Source organism: Luteipulveratus mongoliensis (assembly GCF_001190945.1).
GTDB lineage: Bacteria > Actinomycetota > Actinomycetes > Actinomycetales > Dermatophilaceae > Luteipulveratus > Luteipulveratus mongoliensis.
The window spans coordinates 1,708,958-1,727,744 of record NZ_CP011112.1 but is presented as its reverse complement, the minus strand read 5'-3'; the positions used below and the strand labels follow the sequence as shown (position 1 = coordinate 1,727,744).

The window sequence follows — 18,787 nt, the reverse complement described above, 5'->3', positions numbered from 1 at the left end:
GGTCGAACATGACCAGCCCAGCGTCTCCGGCGTACGCCCTCGCCCACATCGCCGCACAGGTGGGACTTGGCATGGCCCAGGGACCGAGCACGATCTGTACCCCTGGGTGGACGCTGTACGCGCCGGTCAGGATTACCGTCGAGAAGTGACCCTCGATGTGACGGAGCAGGGCCGGCCCTCGCAGCAGCTCACGCGGATGCTGCGCGTCGTGCCGCTGGTCGTCATCGGCATCGTCACCAGCGTGAGCTTCACGGCCGAGCCGTCCCCGACCTCTTCACCGGCGGTGCTCCTGGTCCTGCTGACGTTCGTGCTCAGCGGGCTCGGTGTCGTGCTCCGTGCGCCGCGGCGGGATCCGTTGGAGTGGGGCCTGGTGGTCGCGGTCATCGCGACCGCGTTCGTGCTGATGTGGCTTCAGCCGGAGGGCGCCAGCGTCGCAGGCGTCTTCTTCGGCGTCTCGTTCCTCATCCTGCTGCTGCGGCAACGCCTGGTCGTGTCCGTCGTCCTGATCGGCGTGGTCGCGATCGCGATCGCCGCCGGCTCCTGGGACGGCTCACTCAGCGCGGTACTGCTGACCGTACTGACGATCGTGTCGTTCTTCGGCGTGCTCGTCCTCGCGGGTCAGCTCACCGCTGCCAACGAGCGGACGGCACAGCTGATCCGTGAGCTCGAGGACCGACGGGACGATGACGTACGCGCCGCCGAGCTGGCCGAGCGCAGTCGCCTCGCCCGCGAGATGCACGACATCCTCGCCCACTCCCTGTCCGGCCTGACCCTCCAGCTCGAGGGTGCGCGCCTCCTCGCCGAGCGCCAGGACACCGACCCTCGCATCGTCGCCGCGGTCGAGCGCGCCCAGACCATGGCGCGCGGCGGTCTCGAGGAAGCGCGTCACGCCATCGGCCTTCTGCGCGACGAAGTCATGCCCGGCCCGGACGAGTTGTCAACGCTGGCAACGCGATTCAGCGACACGCACGGGATCTCGTGCGCCTTCACGACGACGGGCGAGCCGCGGTCGTTACCGCCCGGGGCTCGGCTCGCGATCTACCGCGTCGCCCAGGAGGCCCTCACCAATGTCGCGAAGCACGCGGCCGCCGAGCGCGTCGACATGACCTTCACCTATGCGGTCGCGGTCGTACGCCTGGTGGTCGAGGACGTCTCCAGCCGTCGCCCCCAGCGACCGGACAACACGGGCGGCGGATACGGGTTGTCCGGCATGCGTGAGCGCGCCGAGCTGATCGGCGGCACGCTGAGCGCGGGTACGACGGCGGTCGGCTTCCGGGTCGCCCTCGAGCTGCCGACGACGGAGAACGTATGAGCGACAAGCAGATTCGGGTCCTGCTCGCGGACGACCAACGTGTCGTCCGCGAGGGATTGCGCATGGTTCTGGAGCTGCTCGAGGTCGAGGTCGTCGCGGAAGCGGCCGACGGTGTCGAGGCGCTCGAGCTGGTTGAGAGGCACGCGCCGGAGGTGGTGCTGATGGACCTGCGGATGCCGCGCTGCGACGGCGTCGAGGCGACGCGCGCGATCGCCGAACGCTGGCCGGGCCTGCCCGTGGTCATCCTCACGACCTACTCCGACGACCGGTCCGTCCTGGACGCACTGCGTGCGGGAGCGGTCGGCTATCTGACCAAGGACGCGGGCGGCGTACAGATCCTGGAAGCACTGCGCCGCGCGATCGACGATCAGCCGACCCTCGACCTCGCCGTGCAGCGCCATCTCATCGACGCCGTGGCGAAGATGCCGGCGGCCGGCACGCCCGACGTACTCATCGAGCCTCTGACGACGCGCGAGAGCGAGGTGCTGCGCCTGATCGCCGAGGGCCTGGCCAACCCTGAGATCGCCGAACGTCTGGTCATCAGCGAAGGAACCGTCAAGACGCACGTCAACCGGGTCTTCGCGAAGCTGGGTGTGACCCATCGAGCCCAGGCCGTCAGCTACGCGTTCCGCAACGGCCTCGCCTGACCAGCCCGCTCAGAGCACTTCGAGAACCGGCGGCCGGGGGTCGTTCGAGTGGTCGCGGCGAGAGGGCAGCTCGGTCGTGCCGGGCTGCACGATCAGGTCGGCGCCCACCGACGTCGCATACCTGATGAGGCCGCGCACGTTGACCGGCGAGGCGAACTTCGTCTCCCAGCGGATGCCCTTGCCGTCGAGCTGCTGCCGTGCGAGGTGGTACGCGCGGGTCACGGCCTGGTTCTCGTTGGTGCTCGTCGCGGCGCACGCCATGGGCCAGGCCGATGACAGCAAGAGGGCCCAGCCCGGCATCATCCGCAGCCGCAGCACCGTGACGCCGGCGCCCGACGAGAGGGCGATCTCCCGTGCGCGGATCAGGGCGTGGAGGTCGGCGGGGCTCTCGTCCCCCAGGATGCCCACCACAATCCGATCCATCGCCGCCTCCATTGCCGGTCGCCTGGTCCGGCGCGCGGCGAGGCTGACCTCGCCGATCGCCGGCAATGTCCAGGTTAGCAGCAAACGGGGACACGGTCCCCGATTGGAGACGGCCTCGCCGCTTCACTTGTTAACCTCGTTCCATGGCCTCCGAGCAGCCACTGCGGGCGGACGCGCGACGCAACCGCGACCGCCTGCTCGTCGCGACGCGCACACTGCTCGCGCAGCGGGGCACGGCCGTCAGCATGGACGAGATCGCGCGCACTGCTGGCGTGGGCTCGGGCACGCTGTACCGGCACTTCCCGGATCGCACCAGGTTGCTGACCGCGGTGCTCGCAGACCGCATCCAGACGGTGATCGAGGCTATCGAGGCCGCCGCCGACATCGAGGATCCCGAGGTAGCCCTTCGTACGGCGCTGCACGAGTTCGGGTCGGTGGTCGCAGCGGACCGGGCCGTGACCGAGCTGCTCATCGCCGAGCACGTCGTCGAGCTGCCGGACAACGACGCACTACAGGTGCGGGCCCTGGAGCTGCTCGAGGGCATCGTGGCGCGCGCCCACGCAGCCGGCGTCCTGCGTACGGACATCGCGGCGACCGACCTGCCGCCCCTGATCGTGGCGGCAGTCCGGGCGCCCCTGCCCGGCCTCGGCGACACCGAGGACCCCGACCTGTGGGAGCGCTACCTCCAGGTCATCAGCGATGGACTGCGACCGTCGGCCGCCAGCACTCCCCTGCCCCACCACGCCCCGCCGATGCCTGGCCTCAGTCGTGACCAGACCAGAGATGCAGGTTGAGGCGGAACCGCGGGCGCCGCTGTCCGGTCCGACATCACGAAAGGACATCTGACATCCGAGGGTTGTACCCCCGAAGGCATCGAGCGGTTAGGTTACTAAGCCGTAGGTAACGATGCCTGCGACGTGCAAGGGAGCGCGAACATGGGCAGTGCGGCCATCGAGTCGACGTGGACCGCCCCGGTCGAGCACTGGGAGCGTGAGCCCGGACGGCCCGCCGAACCCGAGAACGATCCCTTCTACGACGCCCCTCTCGGCTGGCAGGCGGCGCCCCACGGCAGCATCTTGCGCAGCCGTGACGTGGGCATCGCCTTCCTCGGCCTGGTGCCGCTGCGAGCCAAGGCCGTCCAGCTGCTCTACCGCACCGAGGACATGCACCGGGCGCCCACCACGACGGTCACGACCGTGCTCCTCGCCGACGGCGCCGAGCCGCAGCAGGACCGCCCGCTGGTCTCCTACCAGTGCGCCATCGACGCGCTCGCCCGCGAGGCCTTCCCCTCGTACACACTGCAACGTGGCGCGCCGATCACCGGCGAGGTCGTCCAGCTCGAGCTTTTGCTGATCGCCAACGCGCTCGCCAAGGGTTGGGCGGTCTCCGTCCCCGACCACGAGGGGCAGCACGGCGACTGGGGTGCCCCCCGCGAGTCCGGCAGCTGCGCGCTCGACGGCATCCGAGCAGCGTTGCAGCACAACGACTTCGGCTTGACGGAGCAGTCTCCCGTCGCGCTCTGGGGCTACTCCGGTGGTGGTTGGGGCACGTCGTGGGCGGCCGAGATGGCCGACGACTACGCGCCCGAGCTCAACATCGCCGGCGCCGTCCTGGGCTCACCCGTGGGTGACCCGGAGGGCGTGTTCCGACGCGCGAACGGCCACATGTTCGCCGGTCTCGCGGGCCTGGTGATCGCGAGCCTGGTGCGGATCTATCCGTCGATGCGAGCGATCGTCGACACCCACGTCAACGACGAAGGTCGCGAGCTCATCGACCGCGCCACCGAGATGTCGACGGCTCAGGCAGTCACCAAGCTCGCGTTCACCGACTTCGGCAAGCACCTCGACATCCCCGTCGAGGCGTTCCTTGATCTGCCCGAGATGCAAGAGATCTTCGCCGACATCCGGCCCGGCATGGGCACACCGGCGATGCCGCTGCTCATCCTCCAAGCGGTCCGCGACCAGATCGTCCCGGTCGCCGGAATCGACCAGATGGTCGAGGGATTCGTGCGCCGAGGTGCTCAGGTCACCTACCTGCGCGATGGGCTGAGCGAGCACTTCACGCTGCACATCTTCTCCGGCCCGACGGTCCTCGGCTGGCTGGGCGACCGGTTCGAGGGGCTGCCGCTGCCGGCGCCCTCGACGAGCACCGTACGCACCGTGCTGAGCTCGGTCAGCCACCTGCGCTCGGGTCTACGCATGCTCGAGGTCTGCGGGCGCGTGTTCACCGGCCGCGGACTGATCCCCGGCCGTTCCTGACCGATGCCGACCGGCCAGCACGTCCCGGTCGACGGCGGCGAGATGTACGTCGTCGAGGACGGGCCGTCGGACGCCTCTGTCGTCGTCCTGATCCATGGGTACGCCGGCTCGACCCTCTGGTGGGAACCTCTCGTCCCAGCGCTCGCGGCTGACCGTCGCGTGGTCCGGGTCGATCTGCTCGGGCACGGCCGGTCGACCAGCTCGACCACCGGCTACGGCATCGCTGATCAAGCACGGCGTATTGCTGCGGTCGCGGACGCGCTCGGCGTCGAGACCTGTGCCGTCGTCGGCCACTCCACCGGTGGGCAGGTGGCGACGGCGCTCGCCGAGCAGCGGCCCGACCTCGTCACCCGCCTCGCTCTCATCGACACCGGACCGCACCCCGACGCCTTCCGAGCACAGGGTCGTGCGAGCCGGCTGGTGGCACTCCGTGGCATCGGACCGCTGGCCTGGCGCCTGCGGTCGGACAGCAGCATCCGCGAGGGCTTGACCGGGGCGGTCTCCGGCGACATCGATCTCTCCGATCAGATCGTTGCGGACGTGAAAGCGATGACGTACCAAGCGTTTTCACAGACACCGAAGGCGGGGCTCGCCTACGTCGGCGAGCGCAGTGTCCCGTTGCGTCTGGCAGATCTCGATGTCCCGACGCTGGTCATCTTCGGTGTGGATGACCGTCGCTGGCGCTCAAGTGCGGCCGAGGACTACCGGACCATCGCGGGGGCTCGGCTCGAGCTGTTGCCCGGCATCGGCCACACGCCGATGCTCGAGAGCCCAGCGCTCACGGGAGAGCTGCTCGCCGCCTTCCTCGCGTGAGGCGCACGCGACACCGTCAGCCGGCGTCTGCTCGGGCCCGGCCCGCATCTGCACCGAGGAACTCGCCCGCTCGCTGCAGGGCGTCCACGGCCTCCGGCAGGAACGTCCAGAACAGATGGAAGTCGTGGGTCGGCACCGGGTAGAGGTCCAGTGAGGCATCGACTCCGGCCTCGACCGCGCGTTGGACCAAGAGCTTGGCGTCGTGCACCAAGTTGTCGCCGGTGCCGCCCTGGACGAGCAGCGGCGGCAGGCCCGACAGGTCCGCGGTCAACGGACTGAGCAGCGGATCGTCAGGGCGACCGGCGGCGTACATCCCGGCCAGCCACGCGACCTGCTCGGGCGTCACGATGGGCGGAGCGTCCGTCGCCTGATGCTCCTGGCCGGCACCTGTCAGATCCAGCCAGGGACACATGAGCAACGCGCGCTGCGGTAGCGGGCGCCCGCTGCCGCGCAGGGCGAGCAGCAGGCTCATCAGCAGACCACCCCCGGAGGAGTCACCGGCCACCACGAGGTCGTCGGTGTCGACGGCCTCGTCGTCGAGCAACGCGAGGTACGCGTTCGTGGCGTCGTCGAGGGCCGCCGGGAAGGGGTGCTCCGGCGCGAGCCGGAAGTCGGGGGTGAGCACGGGCCGACGGGCCACCATCGCAAGGGCCCCCGCGAGATGCCGGTAGCCGTACGCCGATCCGGCGATGTGACCGCCGCCGTGCAGGAACAGCATCGGCGCCCCGGTCCCATCCGGCGGGATGGACCGCAGCGCAGGTACGCCGCCCACGGTGGTCGGCGCGATCTGCACCTCGCTCGGTGGCGGGAACTTCGCGTGCAGCTCCTCGACCGCGGCGCGCACACCGCGGATGTTGCCGTCGGTGGCGTTGACGTCGACGAACGTCGCCCAGAGCCGAGTCAGCTGCTCGGCCAGCTCACCGCCGACGGAGCGCGTCGCGGCGACGGCGTGATCGAGGTCGCTGATCAGTCGACCGGCGCGGCTCAGCAGCGCGTCGCCGGCCAGCGTCAGCTCCACCCCGTGGGTCGACCGGCGCAGCAGCGCGCAGCCGACGAGCCGCTCCAGCGCGCTGATCTGCCGGCTCAGGGCCGGTTGGCTGACATAGAGACGGGCCGCGGCACGGCTGAAGTTCAGCTCCTCGGCAACGGCCACGAAGGCCCGCAGGTGTCGCAGCTCGATCGCATCAGGTGCCGGCTGAATGGCCAGCACGGTGGCATCGCCCATGCCGATCAGTCTCACACCGATGACGGCAGGCGGCCCCGCAGATGGTTATGCATCCGCTGACAGCAGGCCATGCAGAACCGGTCATTCCGTTGTTGCCGAACCTCCCAGAGCATCGATCCATGACCACCACAGCAACGCTCCGACTCCGCGTCCGACACGGCCGGATCACGACGCGCGTGTTCTGGCCCGGAGCCACCCGAGGCGCACAGCGGATCCTCGTGGCGCTGCTCGACCCGAGCGCGGCGCGGCTGCTGTGCCAGCGAGCTCAGCGCGTCGTCCTCGCCCTGCCGCCGACCGCGACCGGTAACGACGCCTTGGACGTCGCGCGCTGGGCCGGGGCGCACGCGACCGAGCTCGGTGCCACCGAGGGCGCGGTCACCCTCATCGACGGCGCCGACGTCACCCGCCTGATCTTCAACCGCACTCACCAAGGAGACCCGTCGTGACCACGACCGAGACCACCCCCGCCACTCCGGCAACCCCGCACCGACGGCCGCGCCTCGCGCTGGCCCTGCTCGCACTGCCCTCCCTGCTGATCGCCATCGACATCAGTGTGCTGTCCGTCGCGCTGCCCCGGATGAGCGCCGATCTGCATCCCTCGCCGAACGAGCTGCTCTGGATGAACGACATCTACGGCCTCATGGTCGGCGGGACGATGATCGCGATGGGCGCGCTGGGCGACCGGATCGGCAGACGCCGCCTGATCGTCTGGTGCGCCGCGGTGTTCGCGTGCGCCTCAGCGCTCGCCGCGTTCTCCAGCGAGCCGTGGATGATCATCGCCACCCGAGCCGTGATGGGCGTCGCCGGCGCAGCGATCATGCCGGCCTCGATGGCCCTCATCGGACAGATCTTTCCGGACCCGAAGCAGAGCGTGTCCGCCCTGGGCGCGTACATGACGTGCTTCCTCACCGGTATGGCCGCCGCACCGCTGCTCGGCGGGATCATGATCGAGCACTGGTGGTGGGGCTCGGTGTTCCTGATCGGCGTACCGGTCATGGTCGTGACGGTGCTGGGCGCACCCCGCCTGCTGCCGGAGTACCGGTCGCCCGGCTCCGCTCGTCCCGACCTCGCGAGCGCCGCACTGTGTCTCGGCTCGATCCTGCTCGTGGTCTACGCCCTGAAGGCCGTCGTCAACAACGGCTGGACGCCGCTCGCGATGGGCGCGGCTGTCGTCGGTCTTGGCGCCGGCGTCGGGTTCGTACGCCGACAGGGCCGGCTCGTCGATCCGCTCCTCGACCTGGGCCTGCTGCGAGCGCCGGGCGTCGCGCGCACCCTCACCGTGCTCTTCCTCACCGCGCTGCTGATGGGCGGGACGTCGCTGTTCGTCGCGTACTACCTGCAGGCCGTGCAAGGCCTCTCGCCGTTCCACGCAGCCCTGTGGATGCTGCCTCAGATGGTGGCCATGATCGTCGCGACGAACCTGGGTCCGTGGCTCGGCCAGCGGCTGCGCCCCGACCGCGTCGCTCTGGTGTCGTTGCTGGTGCTCACCGTGGGATTCGCGCTGTACATAGTCCTGCCCACGGGACGCGGAGGTCTGCCCGTCTTCGCCGCCGCCAGCCTGCTCACCACCGCCGGGATCGGCGCGGTCTTCCCGTACCTGATGAACGCGGTCATCTCGCGCGCGCCGGCGGAGCGCGCCGGCTCGGCTGCGTCGCTGGCTCAGACGGCGAACGAGATCGGTATCGCCATGGGCCTGGTCGTCCTGGGCACCATCGGCAGCATCGCCTATCGCGCCGATCCAGCACGGGCCACGCCGACGGGACGTGGGTCGACGGATTGCGGCAGGCCGGCAGCAACGATGCGCTGCTGCACCACGTCCGCGAGGCGTTCACCGCTGGTTTCCACGTCGCCGCGCTGGTCGGCCTCGCCATCATGCTGGTCGTGCTCTGGCTGCGCCGCGACCGGGCGGTGGCAGCATAAGGCGCGGGACCTACGATCGGCGCTCATGGTGCGCCTTGATCTCGACCGCATCCGTCGAGCACGGACGGCGATCGATCCGGTGTTCCTCGACTCTCCTCTGTACGACTGCATCTCGTTGGGCGAAGAGCTCGGCTGCTCGATCTCCCTCAAGATCGAGACGCTCAATCCGGTGCGCTGCTTCAAGGGCCGCGGTACGGAGACCGTCCTGTCACGGTTGGCCGAGCACGAAGGTCGGCCCGCCGTCGTCTGCGCGAGCGCGGGCAACCTCGGCCAGGCGCTGGCGTACAGCGGTGCGCGGCGAGGCATCCCGGTCACGGTGGTCGCGGCGCGGACCGCGAATCCCCTGAAGATTGAACGCATCCGGGCTCTCGGCGCGACCGTTCGGCTCGTGGGCGATGACATCGAGGACGCCCGTGTGGTCGCGCGCACGATTGCTCAGGAGGACGACGCGCATCTCGTCGAGGACAGCGAGGACCTCGGGACCTGCGAAGGCGCAGGGACGATCGGCCTCGAGCTGCTGGACAGCGGATCGGAGCTCGACTCGGTCCTGATCGCGCTCGGCGGCGGTGCGCTGGCCAGCGGCGTCGGACACGTCCTGAAGTCCCTCGCGCCCGACGTCGGGGTGATCGCTGTCCAGCCCGAGGGGGCGCCGGCCATGGCGCTGTCCTGGCGACAGAGGCGGGTCGTGGAGACCGACACGATCGACACCATCGCCGATGGGGTCGCAGGACGTTGCCCCATCCCTGAGGTGCTCGAAGACCTCCTCGTGGTGGTCGATGACGTCGCGCTCGTCAGCGAGCAGAGCATCAAGACCGGCATGCGGATGCTGTACGAGCACGCTGGCCTCGTCGTCGAGCCCTCAGCCGCGCTCGGTCTGGCCACCATCCTCGAGGACCGCGAACGGTTCGCCGGCCGTCGGGTGGCCACCATCATCTGCGGCAGCAACGTCACGACCAGCGACTACGAGCGCTGGGTGCTGAGCCCGGGCGGCTGAACGTCCACTCAGACCGCGAGCAGGTGCTCCACGATCGTGCTGAGCTCGTCGAGGAAGTCTTCCGCCGTGACCGGTCCTGCCAGCTCGTCACGTGCGAACGCCACGAGCGCCTCGGACATCCCGCCCTCGAGGAAGACCCCGAGCAGCGCACGCCGCGCCAGCGTCAGGCTGCCCTCGCCGCTCAGCGCCACCTGGACCAGGCTCAACGCCTCGGCGATGGACTTCGTCGTACGTCGGCGGGTCTCCTCCAGCTCCGCGCTGACCCCGACCATCTCGACCTCGATGATCCGGATCGTGCGGACGTCCTTCAGGAGTGGGCCCAGAACCTGCTCGACCGCTGCGCGAATCCAGGCGCTGACGTCGTCTCCCGGCGCGCCCAGCCCGACGATCCGTGTCTGGACGTCGTCGCAGATCTGCACGTAGACCGCCTCGAGCAGCGCGCTGCGATGGCTGAACAGCTCGTAGAACGATCGCGTCGATACCCCGGCCGCCGCGCACAGGCCGCTGACGGTGCTCGCCTGATAGCCGGTCGTCCCGAAGACCTCCAGGCCGGCGTCGATGAGGCGAGCTCGTCGCTGTGCGTCGCGGTCCTGCGGCGCGACTCCGCGCCACGGACGCCCCGCTCGCGATGTGGTCTGGGCCACCCAATCTCCTCCAAACGATTGAAACGCGAGATTTTCAATGTCACCATGTCGCTTGTGGCGTACATGGTCAAGAACAAGCATCGGGCACCCGCACCGCAGACGCCGGTCGCCCCCGACCCCTCGCTCCCCCGAGCCTGCGTGATCGGTGCCGGGTCGAGCGGTATCGCGGCAGCCAAGGCGCTGCACGAGGCCGGCATCCCGTTCGAGTGCTACGAGCGCGGCACGGTCGTCGGCGGCAACTGGGTCTACGACAACCCCAACGGGCAGTCCGCCTGTTACGAGACCCTGGAGATCAACACCTCCTGCCCGCGGATGGCGTACTCCGACTTCCCCATGCCGGCCGACTACCCCGCGTACGCCAAGCACCACCAGGTCGCCGACTACTTCACGCAGTACGTCGACCACTTCGGCTTCGGCGACCGCATCACCTTCTCGACGTCCGTCGATCACGTGACCCGCAACGGCGACGGCACGTGGCTCGTGACGGTGACCGGGCCAGAGGGCCAGCGCACCGAGGACTTCGACGCGGTGCTCGTCGCCAACGGCCACCACTGGGATGCGCGTTGGCCGGAGCCGGCGTACCCAGGAACGTTCAACGGCAAGCAGATTCACTCTCACGACTACCGCAACGGCGACCAGCTCGTGGGCCACGACGTGGTCGTGGTCGGCGCGGGCAACTCCGCCATGGACATTGCTGTCGCCGCCACCGAGAAGGCGCGCACCGCGACCATCTCGCAGCGGCGCGGCCAGTGGGTGCTGCGCAAGTTCCTCTTCGGCCGCCCGTCCGACCAGGTCGCGCTGCCGTCCTGGCTGCCGTGGTGGGCGACCAGCGCCAAGCTCGCCGTCGGCGCCTTCGCCTCGGGCAACGTCGCCAAGCTCGGCCTGCCCCAGCCCAAGCACAAGCCCGGACAGTCGCACCCGGTGCAGTCCGAAGGCATCCGTGGCGCCCTGAAGTCCGGTCGCCTCACGCCCAAGCCCGGCATCGAGCGACTGGACGGCGATCGAGTCGTCTTCGTGGACGGCAGCAGCGTGCCGGCGGACCTGATCGTCTGGGCCACCGGCTACCGCGTGTCCTTCCCCTTCCTGGACCCCGACGTGCTCTCGGTCAAGGACAACGACCTGCCGCTGTGGAAGCGCACGGTCCACCCCGACCTGCCCGGCCTCTACTTCCTCGGCCTGCTCCAGCCGGTCGGTGCAGTCATGCCGCTCGCCGAGGCGCAGAGCGTCTGGATCACCGAGCAGCTGCGCGGCACGTACGCTCCGCCGTCCGACACCGAGATCCGCCAGCAGATGGTGCACGACCACGAGGCCAACAAGAAGCGCTTCTACTCCTCCGCCCGCCACACCATGGAGGTCGACTTCGACCACTACCTCTGGGACCTGCAGCGCGAGCGCAAGCAAGGAGCTGCGAGAGCCCAGGCGGCGCGTACGACGGACCGCTCGTCGGCGACCGCGTGAGCGCCTTGGGCGGGGCGGTCGTCACCGGTGCCGGGCAGGGCCTGGGCCGGGAGATCGCGCTGCGGCTGGCCAGGCGCGGGTACGCCGTGCACGTCACCGACCGTGACCTCAGGCTGGCGAAGGAGACTGTCGATCTCGCCGGCGAGCGAGCGTGGGCGAGCGCGCTCGACGTCCGCGACTACGAGGGGTGCCGCACGGCAGCAGAGCAAGCCGTGGAGCGCGCCGGCCGCCTCGACCTGTGGGTCAACAATGCGGGCATCCTGATCACCGGTCCGATGTGGGACCGCCCGATGGATGTCTGGGAGCAGGTCCTGGAGGTCAATGCCATCGGCACACTGCACGGCGTTGGTGCGGCCCTGGAGCAGATGCGGCCCACGAAGCGCGGGCACATCGTCAACATCGCCTCGCTCGCCGGGCTGTCAGCCGTGCCGGGCGAGGCGGTCTACGCGGCGTCGAAGCACGCTGTGGTCGGGCTGAGCGGCTCGACGCTGGCCGACCTTCGCCGCGCCGGCCTGAAGGACATCCACATCAGCGTCATCTGCCCGGACGGCATGTGGACGCCGATGCTGTACGACCGGCTCGAGGAGGACGAGGCCGCCATGTCGTTCTCCGGAACGCTGCTGCAGCCGAGCCAGGTCGCCGACCTCGTGGAGCGCGTGGTCGACAAGCCGCGCCCCATCACGAGTGCTCCGTCGTGGCGCGGTGGTCTGGCGCGAGTGGGGTCGGCCTCGCCGGCGTTCGCGCTCGCGGCGCTGCCTGCCGTGCACAAGATGGGGCGGGTCCAGCAGCGCCGGCTCGCCAAGAAGCTCAACCGCACCGGCTGAGCCAGCAACCCCGCCGGTTGAGCCGACCGGAGCGCGAGCGGACGTCGAGTCGAAACCCGTTGACCTTCAGGGAGATTCGATCGACGGTGGTGCGGCCGGCGGGATGATCGTCTGCCCGAAGACCCGCAGCGTGTCCTCGACGATGTGCGCCTTCTCATCCTCGCCGAGACCGGTGAACGGGCCGTCGATCAGTAGCAGGGACAGGCCGTGCGCGAACGCCCACGCGCTGTTGCAGGTGCCCTCGAGATCCTCCTCGCGGACGACGCCGAGCTTGACCAGGTCGGCGAGGACGCCCACCAACATGCTGTACGGGTGGTTGGCGTCGGCGAGCTTCACCTCCTTGTCCTCATCCATCGGATGGGACTCCTGCCCGAATGCCGTCCGGTAGAGCCCCGGCTCGCCCAGGGCGAAGTCGATGTAGCCGCGCCCCATCGCATTGAGGCGGGCGCGCACTGACGCCTCCGTCTCGTCGACCGGCCCGAGGTCGTCGACCCGCCGTCGCATCGCGGCCCCGAGCCGGGTCACCGACTCCTCCTTCGCGGCCAGCAAGAGGTCGTCATGACCTGCGAAGTGCCGGTACGCCGCCGTCGGCGTCACCCCGACGTGCCGTGCCGCCGCGCGCACGGTGACCGCCTCCGGCCCGCCCCCTGCAGCCAGCTGGGCTGCCGCATCGATCAGGGCGTTGCGCAGATCTCCGTGGTGATAGGGGGCTCGGGTGTTCATGAAAAGGATGTTGACACCCGTACACATCGATGGCAAGTTAACACCCATCAAGTTAACGCCTGCACACATCGGGAGTCCGGTCATGCTTCGCTATCTCGCACAGTTCGTCGTCAGACGGGCGCGGCTCGTCCTCGCGGCCACGGTGGTCGTCCTCATTGCCGCCGCCGTCCTCGGCGTCGGCGCCTTCAGCAAGCTCCAGGGCGGCGGGTTCGACGACCCGGGCGCCGACTCCACCAAGGCCTCGAGCATCGTCACGGACCGGTTCGGTGACGATGCCGACCTCGTCCTCGTCGTGGATGCCAAACGTCCCGTCGACCAGGTCGCCGCCCAAGGGCGCCAGCTCACGGGGCAACTTGCCCAGGACCGCGACCTGAGCAACGTGGCGTCGTACTGGACCACCGGATCGCCGTCGATGAAGTCAGCCGATGGCACGAAAGCCATTGTCGTAGCGTCGATTCCGGGTGACTTCGACCATCAGGCCGAGGTCGCTCAGGACGTCGCCGACACCTACGGAGGCAACCGCAGCGGCCTCCAGGTCGAGATCGGTGGCGAGAGCGGCGTCAACCTCGACGTCACCTCGCAGGTCACCCAGGACCTTGCCTTCGCCGAGTCGATCGCTATCCCGTTGATGCTCGTGCTCCTCGGCCTAGCGTTCGGCAGCGTGGTCGCCGCGCTGCTGCCGCTGGGCATCGGCATCTTCGCGATCTTCGGCACCTTCGCCGAGCTGTCGATCCTCGGCTCGATGACCGACGTCTCGATCTTCGCGATCAACCTCACCACCAGCCTCGGTCTCGGCCTCGCGGTCGACTACGCGCTCTTGATGGTCAGCCGATTCCGGGAAGAGCTCGGCCACGGCCGTACGACGGAGGAAGCGGTGATCCGCACCGTCGAGACGGCGGGACGCACCATCGTCTTCAGCGCCTCGACCGTCGCAGTGGCCCTCGGCGCTCTCCTGCTCTTCCCACTCTTCTTCCTGCGCTCGTTCGCCTACGCCGGTATCGGCGTCATCCTGATCGCCATGCTGGCCGGTCTCGTGGTCCTGCCCGCACTGCTCACGGTGCTCGGCCCACGCGTCAACGCCGGTCGACTGCCCTGGGTCAAGGGCTCGCCCGCCACGGTCGCACCGTTCTGGGGTCGCCTCGCCGGAGTCGCGATGCGTCGCCCTGCGCTGACTGCGCTCCCGGTCGTCGCAGCCCTGCTGCTCATCGCGTCTCCCCTGGCCCACGTGACGTTCGGTACGCCGGATGACCGGGTTCTCCCGAACAGCGCGACCAGCCGGGTCGCCGGCGATGCCCTGCGTGGCCAGTTCCAGTCCGACGACACCGACGCCATCACCGCGGTCAGCAACGGGGCGGCGTCCGCAGGGGCCGTGACGTCGTACGCCACCGACCTGTCGCGGCTGAGCGGCGTCGAGCGGGTCGACTCGAGTGCGGGCACCTTCGTGCACGGCACCAAGATCGCCACCTCCCCGACCGACGCACGCAACGCCCGACCGGACGCGCAGCGCCTGTCGGTCGTGACGTCGTACGACGCCCAGTCCGATCAGGCGAAGGACGTGCTCACCCGGGTGCGTGACCTGCCCGAGCCGGCCGGCACGACCTTCGTGGTCGGTGGCTCCACCGCACGGCTCGTCGATGGCCAGGACGCGATCATGTCGCGTGTCCCGCTGGCCGCAGCGATCATCGCTATCACCACGTTCATCTTGCTGTTCCTCTTCACGGGAAGCCTGCTGCAGCCGCTGAGAGCGTTGGTACTCAACGTGATTGGGCTGTCGGCGACGCTCGGCACCATGGTGTGGATCTTCCAGGACGGGCACCTCGCGGACTGGCTGGGCTTCACCCCGCAGCCGCTCAACACGAGCATGCTGCTGCTGATGTTCTGCATCACGTTCGGCCTCTCGATGGACTACGAGGTGTTCGTGATGAGCCGCATCAAGGAGATGCACGAGGCCGGGGCCCCGCTGCGGGAGGCAGTCACTTCGGGCCTTGCTCGCAGCGGGCGGATCGTGTCGATGGCCGCGGTGATCCTGTCGGTGAGCTTCTTCGCCTTCGGGACGAGCTCGGTGAGCTTCCTGCAGATGTTCGGTCTGGGAGCTGGACTGGCGATCCTGATCGACGCCACGCTGATCCGCGGGATCCTGGTGCCGGCTGTGATGGGGCTGCTCGGTGACCGCGCCTGGTGGGCGCCCAAGCCGCTGGCCAGGCTGCACGACCGCATCGGCCTCTCGGAGTCACCCTCCGAGCCCGCGCGGACGCCCGAGCCGGCACCCGTAGCCGGCTAGTCCTCCCAACACAAACGGACTTCGGTAACACGCATGCGTGTTACCGAAGTCCGTTTGTGTTGGGAGGTCTACCGCTTCAGGAAGGCGCGTACGCCCGTCACCAGGGCCGCCGCCTCGCGCTCGCGGAACGCCGGGTCACCCAGCAGCTGCGCGTCCGCGGTGTTGCGCATGTTGCCGCTCTCGATCATCGCGCTCGGCACCGTCGACAGGTTGAGCGTGCCGAGGTCCGTCCGCGGAGCCAGCCCCGACCCGCCGCCGAGATAACCGGCGTACGGCATGCCCGTCCCCTTGTGGAACGCGTCCCGCACCGCGACCGCCAACCTCGCCGACGCCTGCTGCACGGGCGCGCCACCGGCCATCCGAGGCGCGTGGATGGCGTGGAAGCCCCGCACACCTGGCGAGTTGTTGCCGTCCGCGTGGATCGAGAGCATCACGTCCGCCTTCGCCCGCCCCCCCGCGCGACCGCGCTCGTCGATGCACGGCCCGACACCGGTGTCCGACGTACGCGTCAGCACGACCGTGGCGCCCTGCTGACGCAGCAGCCGAGCCAGTCGGTTGGAGACGTCCCAGACCTGGGCATGTTCGGACAGACCTGCGTTGGTCTCAGTTCCCGTGGTGTTACACGCTTTTCGTACGCCGAAGCCTGAGTCGACGAGCCGGTTCACCTGGGCGGGGTGGCTGGCATTGCCACCGTTGTGACCCGGGTCGACCACGACGACGACACCACGGAGCGGCGCGCCTGGAGCCGTCGACGAGGAGCTGGACGTCGCCGAACTCGGCGACGCAGCAACGCTGGTCAGCGACACGGCTTTGGGCTTGGGGTCATCGCTGCAGGCCGCGAGGCTGAGCAGGAGGACACCGGCGGCGAGGGCACGAGTGACGGGAGACATCGCCCACACCGTACGCAGGTCCGGCGGCGACGATGTGGGCCATGACACGCTCCCGGTGGTCGGAGCGCTGCCATTGGGCCGTTAGACTGTGCCCACGGAGTCCGTTCCGTCTTGCCTCGGACTCCCTTGACGTGGACTCCCATTTCATGTGCCGCCGCCTGCGACCCGCGGGCTGAGCGCGCAGGGCGAGACACACGCACATCGGAGCATCTCACTTGCCCAGCACTGCTTTCGCGCGCCTCGGCGTGCCCTCGAACCTGTCCTCCGTGCTCGCTGAGCGCGGCATCACCGAGCCGACGCCCATCCAGGCCGCGACTCTCCCTGACTCTCTTGCCGGCCGCGACGTGCTCGGCCGTGGCCGCACCGGCTCCGGCAAGACGTACGCCTTCCTGCTGCCCGTCGTCGCTCGTCTGGTCGCGTCCGGCAAGCGTCGCCAGCCGACCCGGCCCCGCGCGATGATCCTGGCCCCGACGCGCGAGCTGGTCACCCAGATCGCAGAAGCCCTGGCGCCGATGGCCCAGGCTGCCGGCCTCACCACGCTCACCGTCTTCGGTGGCGTCGGCCAGAACCCGCAGGTCCGCGGCCTGCGCGCCGGTGTCGACGTCCTGATCGCCTGCCCCGGTCGGCTCCAGGACCTCATCAACCAGGGCGCCTGCAACCTCGACTCCGTCGAGATCACCGTGCTGGACGAGGCCGACCACATGGCCGACCTCGGCTTCCTCCCGGGCGTCAAGCGCCTGATGGATGCCACTCCCAAGCAGGGCCAGCGGATGCTGTTCTCGGCCACGCTCGACAGCGGCGTCAACGTCATCGTCAAGCGCTACCTGTCGAGTCCTGTGACCCACGAGGCAGACTCGGCTCAGTCGCCGGTGTCGACGATGGATCACCATGTCTTCCACGTGACGGCCGATGACCGCCTTACGGTGCTCAAGGACCTGACGGCGGCTCCTGGTCGCACCGTGGTCTTCACCCGCACCAAGTACGGCGCCAAGAAGCTCGCGAAGCAGCTCAACGCCCAGGGCGTCCCGTCCGTGGAGCTGCACGGCAACCTCGGTCAGGGCGCGCGCCAGCGCAACCTCGAGGCGTTCCAGAGCGGCAAGGCGACCACCCTTGTCGCCACAGACATCGCAGCCCGCGGCATCCACGTGGACGATGTCGCGCTGGTCGTGCACGCCGACCCGCCCGTCGAGCACAAGGCGTACCTGCACCGCGCTGGTCGTACCGCGCGTGCCGGCGCCTCGGGCACCGTCATCACGATGATGCTCGACGACCAGGTCAAGGACGTCCGCCAGCTCACCAAGGCTGCCGGCATCAAGCCCCGCACCACCCGGGTCAACGCCAGCCACCCGCTCCTTCTTGAGATCGCTCCCGGTGAGCGTTCCTATGTCGAGGGCGGACTCATGCTGGAGGTGCCCGGTCAGTCCGGTCGTGGCGGCGGCCCCGGCCGCAACGGCGGTGGCTCCGGTCGCAACGGTGGCGGCCGTGGCCGTGGCCAGGGCGGCGGGCAGGGACACAGCGGCGGACAGGGCCAAGGTCGCTCGCGCAGCGGCCGCCCGGCCGTCCAGAGCGAGGACGGCCAGGGCCAGTCCACTCGCGGACGCGGCCGTGGTCGTGGCGGACGTGGACGGACTGCCAGCACGCCGGGTCAGGGCGCGCAGGGCGGCAACCGCCCGAGCACCGGCGGCGCAGCGGCGTTCTCCAGCCGCAGCAGCGCCGGCCGCAGCCGCTGACCTCTTGACCGGTATGGCTTAACGAGCGCTGGAGCGCTCCCTAAGTCACACCGAACCGGGCACGTACGACGAAGGCCGGCAACCCGCGCGGGTTGCCGGCCTTCGTGGTTGGAGAGTGCGTCAGGCAGCGTGCTTCTGCACGACCGCGCCGATGCGGGGCAGCGCAGCCTTGACGTTGTCGTGCGCCTTGCCGCGCAGGCTCTTGTAGCCCTTGCGCAGCGCCTCACGGCTGGTCGCCTCGGCGCGCTTGTCGGTCACGGACAGGAGAGCGTCGGCGGCCTCGTCGCCGCGGCCGCTCAGGTAGGAGCCGAAGTCGCCGGCCCCGCCGAAGTCCGCCCAGAACGGCTCCAGTGCCGTGGCGAAGTCGGGGAGCATGCGGTCGGTGGCGCTGGCAGCGATGTCCGAGCGGACCTTCTTCGCGGTCGCGTACGCGGCCTTGACGGCGGCGCCGGACAGGCCCTTCTTGTCACTCACCTCGGCGTCGATCGTCGAGGCCAGGTCGGCGACAACGGCGGGGCGGCGCTGCTCTTCGAGCAGGGTTGCAGCAAGGGTCACGGGTGGTGCCTTTCATGGTCGATCGGGGGTCGGGCCCAACGGTACGACGCCTGCCGCCGTCCCGGGTCCCCGACCACTCGAACAACCCGA

General features: G+C 69.6%; 18 protein-coding genes. 12 read left to right on the top strand and 6 right to left on the bottom strand.

The window, feature by feature from the left end; translation table 11 throughout:
- Positions 1-8 precede the first annotated feature (8 nt).
- The 3 genes from VV02_RS26370 to VV02_RS08245 are packed head-to-tail and all read left to right on the top strand — an operon-like array spanning position 9 to position 1,959.
- On the top strand, positions 9-149 hold the full coding sequence (locus tag VV02_RS26370; RefSeq protein ID WP_157063332.1) for a hypothetical protein: 141 nt from the start codon (positions 9-11) through the stop codon (positions 147-149).
- Positions 146-1,312, top strand: coding sequence for a sensor histidine kinase (locus VV02_RS08250; RefSeq protein ID WP_052590934.1), 1,167 nt, complete (start codon positions 146-148; stop codon positions 1,310-1,312). Before VV02_RS26370 ends, VV02_RS08250 begins: the two co-directional genes overlap by 4 nt.
- Positions 1,309-1,959: a response regulator transcription factor gene (locus tag VV02_RS08245; RefSeq protein WP_052590933.1), complete on the top strand. Its 651-nt coding sequence runs from the start codon at positions 1,309-1,311 to the stop codon at positions 1,957-1,959. Before VV02_RS08250 ends, VV02_RS08245 begins: the two co-directional genes overlap by 4 nt.
- 9 nt (positions 1,960-1,968) lie before the next feature.
- Here VV02_RS08245 and VV02_RS08240 read toward each other — a convergent pair whose 3' ends face one another.
- Complete coding sequence (locus tag VV02_RS08240) at positions 1,969-2,382, bottom strand: universal stress protein (protein ID WP_157063331.1); 414 nt, start codon at positions 2,380-2,382, stop codon at positions 1,969-1,971.
- 143 nt (positions 2,383-2,525) lie between these two features.
- Here VV02_RS08240 and VV02_RS08235 point away from each other — a divergent pair, with 143 nt between their 5' ends.
- The 3 genes from VV02_RS08235 to VV02_RS08225 all read left to right on the top strand — a co-directional run bounded on the left by VV02_RS08235 (position 2,526) and on the right by VV02_RS08225 (position 5,453).
- Positions 2,526-3,176: a TetR/AcrR family transcriptional regulator gene (locus tag VV02_RS08235; protein WP_052590931.1), complete on the top strand. Its 651-nt coding sequence runs from the start codon at positions 2,526-2,528 to the stop codon at positions 3,174-3,176.
- 141 nt (positions 3,177-3,317) lie between these two features.
- The gene (locus tag VV02_RS08230) at positions 3,318-4,640 is read left to right on the top strand and encodes a lipase family protein (RefSeq protein WP_052590930.1); all 1,323 of its coding nucleotides are present in this window, start codon (positions 3,318-3,320) and stop codon (positions 4,638-4,640) included.
- Between the two features lie 3 nt (positions 4,641-4,643).
- Positions 4,644-5,453, top strand: coding sequence for an alpha/beta fold hydrolase (locus tag VV02_RS08225; protein ID WP_218917380.1), 810 nt, complete (start codon positions 4,644-4,646; stop codon positions 5,451-5,453).
- 16 nt (positions 5,454-5,469) lie between these two features.
- On the opposite strand, the gene VV02_RS27310 is transcribed toward VV02_RS08225, so the two are convergent.
- Complete coding sequence (locus VV02_RS27310; RefSeq protein WP_052590929.1) at positions 5,470-6,678, bottom strand: alpha/beta hydrolase fold domain-containing protein; 1,209 nt, start codon at positions 6,676-6,678, stop codon at positions 5,470-5,472.
- A gap of 119 nt (positions 6,679-6,797) precedes the next feature.
- On the opposite strand from VV02_RS27310, the gene VV02_RS08215 reads away from it, so the two are divergent.
- On the top strand, positions 6,798-7,124 hold the full coding sequence (locus VV02_RS08215; protein ID WP_052590928.1) for a hypothetical protein: 327 nt from the start codon (positions 6,798-6,800) through the stop codon (positions 7,122-7,124).
- Positions 7,121-9,592 carry a pyridoxal-phosphate dependent enzyme gene (locus VV02_RS25925; protein WP_083450004.1) on the top strand — a complete coding sequence of 824 codons (2,472 nt, stop codon included), beginning with the start codon at positions 7,121-7,123 and terminating at the stop codon, positions 9,590-9,592. Before VV02_RS08215 ends, VV02_RS25925 begins: the two co-directional genes overlap by 4 nt.
- An 8-nt stretch (positions 9,593-9,600) precedes the next feature.
- Here the strand turns inward: VV02_RS25925 and VV02_RS08205 are convergent, their stop codons facing one another.
- On the bottom strand, positions 9,601-10,236 hold the full coding sequence (locus tag VV02_RS08205; RefSeq protein ID WP_052590927.1) for a TetR/AcrR family transcriptional regulator: 636 nt from the start codon (positions 10,234-10,236) through the stop codon (positions 9,601-9,603).
- Positions 10,237-10,281: 45 nt separating this feature from the next.
- Between VV02_RS08205 and VV02_RS08200 the strand changes: the two genes are divergently transcribed.
- Together VV02_RS08200 and VV02_RS08195 are read left to right on the top strand one after the other, a co-directional pair.
- The gene (locus VV02_RS08200) at positions 10,282-11,694 is read left to right on the top strand and encodes a flavin-containing monooxygenase (protein ID WP_245633023.1); all 1,413 of its coding nucleotides are present in this window, start codon (positions 10,282-10,284) and stop codon (positions 11,692-11,694) included.
- Complete coding sequence (locus VV02_RS08195; RefSeq protein WP_052590926.1) at positions 11,691-12,518, top strand: SDR family oxidoreductase; 828 nt, start codon at positions 11,691-11,693, stop codon at positions 12,516-12,518. The genes VV02_RS08200 and VV02_RS08195 overlap by 4 nt, the downstream gene beginning before the upstream one ends.
- Positions 12,519-12,584: 66 nt before the next feature.
- Here VV02_RS08195 and VV02_RS08190 read toward each other — a convergent pair whose 3' ends face one another.
- Positions 12,585-13,241, bottom strand: coding sequence for a TetR/AcrR family transcriptional regulator (locus VV02_RS08190; protein ID WP_052590925.1), 657 nt, complete (start codon positions 13,239-13,241; stop codon positions 12,585-12,587).
- An 82-nt stretch (positions 13,242-13,323) separates the two neighbouring features.
- On the opposite strand from VV02_RS08190, the gene VV02_RS08185 reads away from it, so the two are divergent.
- Positions 13,324-15,522 (top strand): MMPL family transporter, encoded by a 2,199-nt coding sequence (locus VV02_RS08185; RefSeq protein ID WP_052590924.1) that lies wholly within the window; start codon positions 13,324-13,326, stop codon positions 15,520-15,522.
- A 68-nt stretch (positions 15,523-15,590) separates the two neighbouring features.
- Here the strand turns inward: VV02_RS08185 and VV02_RS08180 are convergent, their stop codons facing one another.
- Entirely contained in the window at positions 15,591-16,412 is an 822-nt protein-coding gene (locus tag VV02_RS08180) for an N-acetylmuramoyl-L-alanine amidase (RefSeq protein ID WP_052590923.1), read from the bottom strand.
- 215 nt (positions 16,413-16,627) lie between these two features.
- Between VV02_RS08180 and VV02_RS08175 the strand changes: the two genes are divergently transcribed.
- Positions 16,628-18,142, top strand: coding sequence for a DEAD/DEAH box helicase (locus tag VV02_RS08175; protein ID WP_052590922.1), 1,515 nt, complete (start codon positions 16,628-16,630; stop codon positions 18,140-18,142).
- A gap of 120 nt (positions 18,143-18,262) precedes the next feature.
- Here VV02_RS08175 and VV02_RS08170 read toward each other — a convergent pair whose 3' ends face one another.
- Complete coding sequence (locus tag VV02_RS08170) at positions 18,263-18,697, bottom strand: DUF6918 family protein (protein WP_052590921.1); 435 nt, start codon at positions 18,695-18,697, stop codon at positions 18,263-18,265.
- Positions 18,698-18,787 lie beyond the last annotated feature (90 nt).

What these genes read in the sequence shown, in the direction of transcription:
- VV02_RS27310 (WP_052590929.1), bottom strand. Translation starts at nt 6,678, where the DNA reads ATGGGCGATGCCACCGTGCTGGCCATTCAGCCGGCACCTGATGCGATC.
- VV02_RS08230 (WP_052590930.1), top strand. Translation starts at nt 3,318, where the DNA reads ATGGGCAGTGCGGCCATCGAGTCGACGTGGACCGCCCCGGTCGAGCAC.
- VV02_RS08245 (WP_052590933.1), top strand. Translation starts at nt 1,309, where the DNA reads ATGAGCGACAAGCAGATTCGGGTCCTGCTCGCGGACGACCAACGTGTC.
- VV02_RS08240 (WP_157063331.1), bottom strand. Translation starts at nt 2,382, where the DNA reads ATGGATCGGATTGTGGTGGGCATCCTGGGGGACGAGAGCCCCGCCGAC.
- VV02_RS08215 (WP_052590928.1), top strand. Translation starts at nt 6,798, where the DNA reads ATGACCACCACAGCAACGCTCCGACTCCGCGTCCGACACGGCCGGATC.
- VV02_RS08185 (WP_052590924.1), top strand. Translation starts at nt 13,324, where the DNA reads ATGCTTCGCTATCTCGCACAGTTCGTCGTCAGACGGGCGCGGCTCGTC.
- VV02_RS08225 (WP_218917380.1), top strand. Translation starts at nt 4,644, where the DNA reads ATGCCGACCGGCCAGCACGTCCCGGTCGACGGCGGCGAGATGTACGTC.
- VV02_RS08180 (WP_052590923.1), bottom strand. Translation starts at nt 16,412, where the DNA reads ATGTCTCCCGTCACTCGTGCCCTCGCCGCCGGTGTCCTCCTGCTCAGC.
- VV02_RS26370 (WP_157063332.1), top strand. Translation starts at nt 9, where the DNA reads ATGACCAGCCCAGCGTCTCCGGCGTACGCCCTCGCCCACATCGCCGCA.
- VV02_RS08190 (WP_052590925.1), bottom strand. Translation starts at nt 13,241, where the DNA reads ATGAACACCCGAGCCCCCTATCACCACGGAGATCTGCGCAACGCCCTG.
- VV02_RS08235 (WP_052590931.1), top strand. Translation starts at nt 2,526, where the DNA reads ATGGCCTCCGAGCAGCCACTGCGGGCGGACGCGCGACGCAACCGCGAC.
- VV02_RS08200 (WP_245633023.1), top strand. Translation starts at nt 10,282, where the DNA reads ATGTCGCTTGTGGCGTACATGGTCAAGAACAAGCATCGGGCACCCGCA.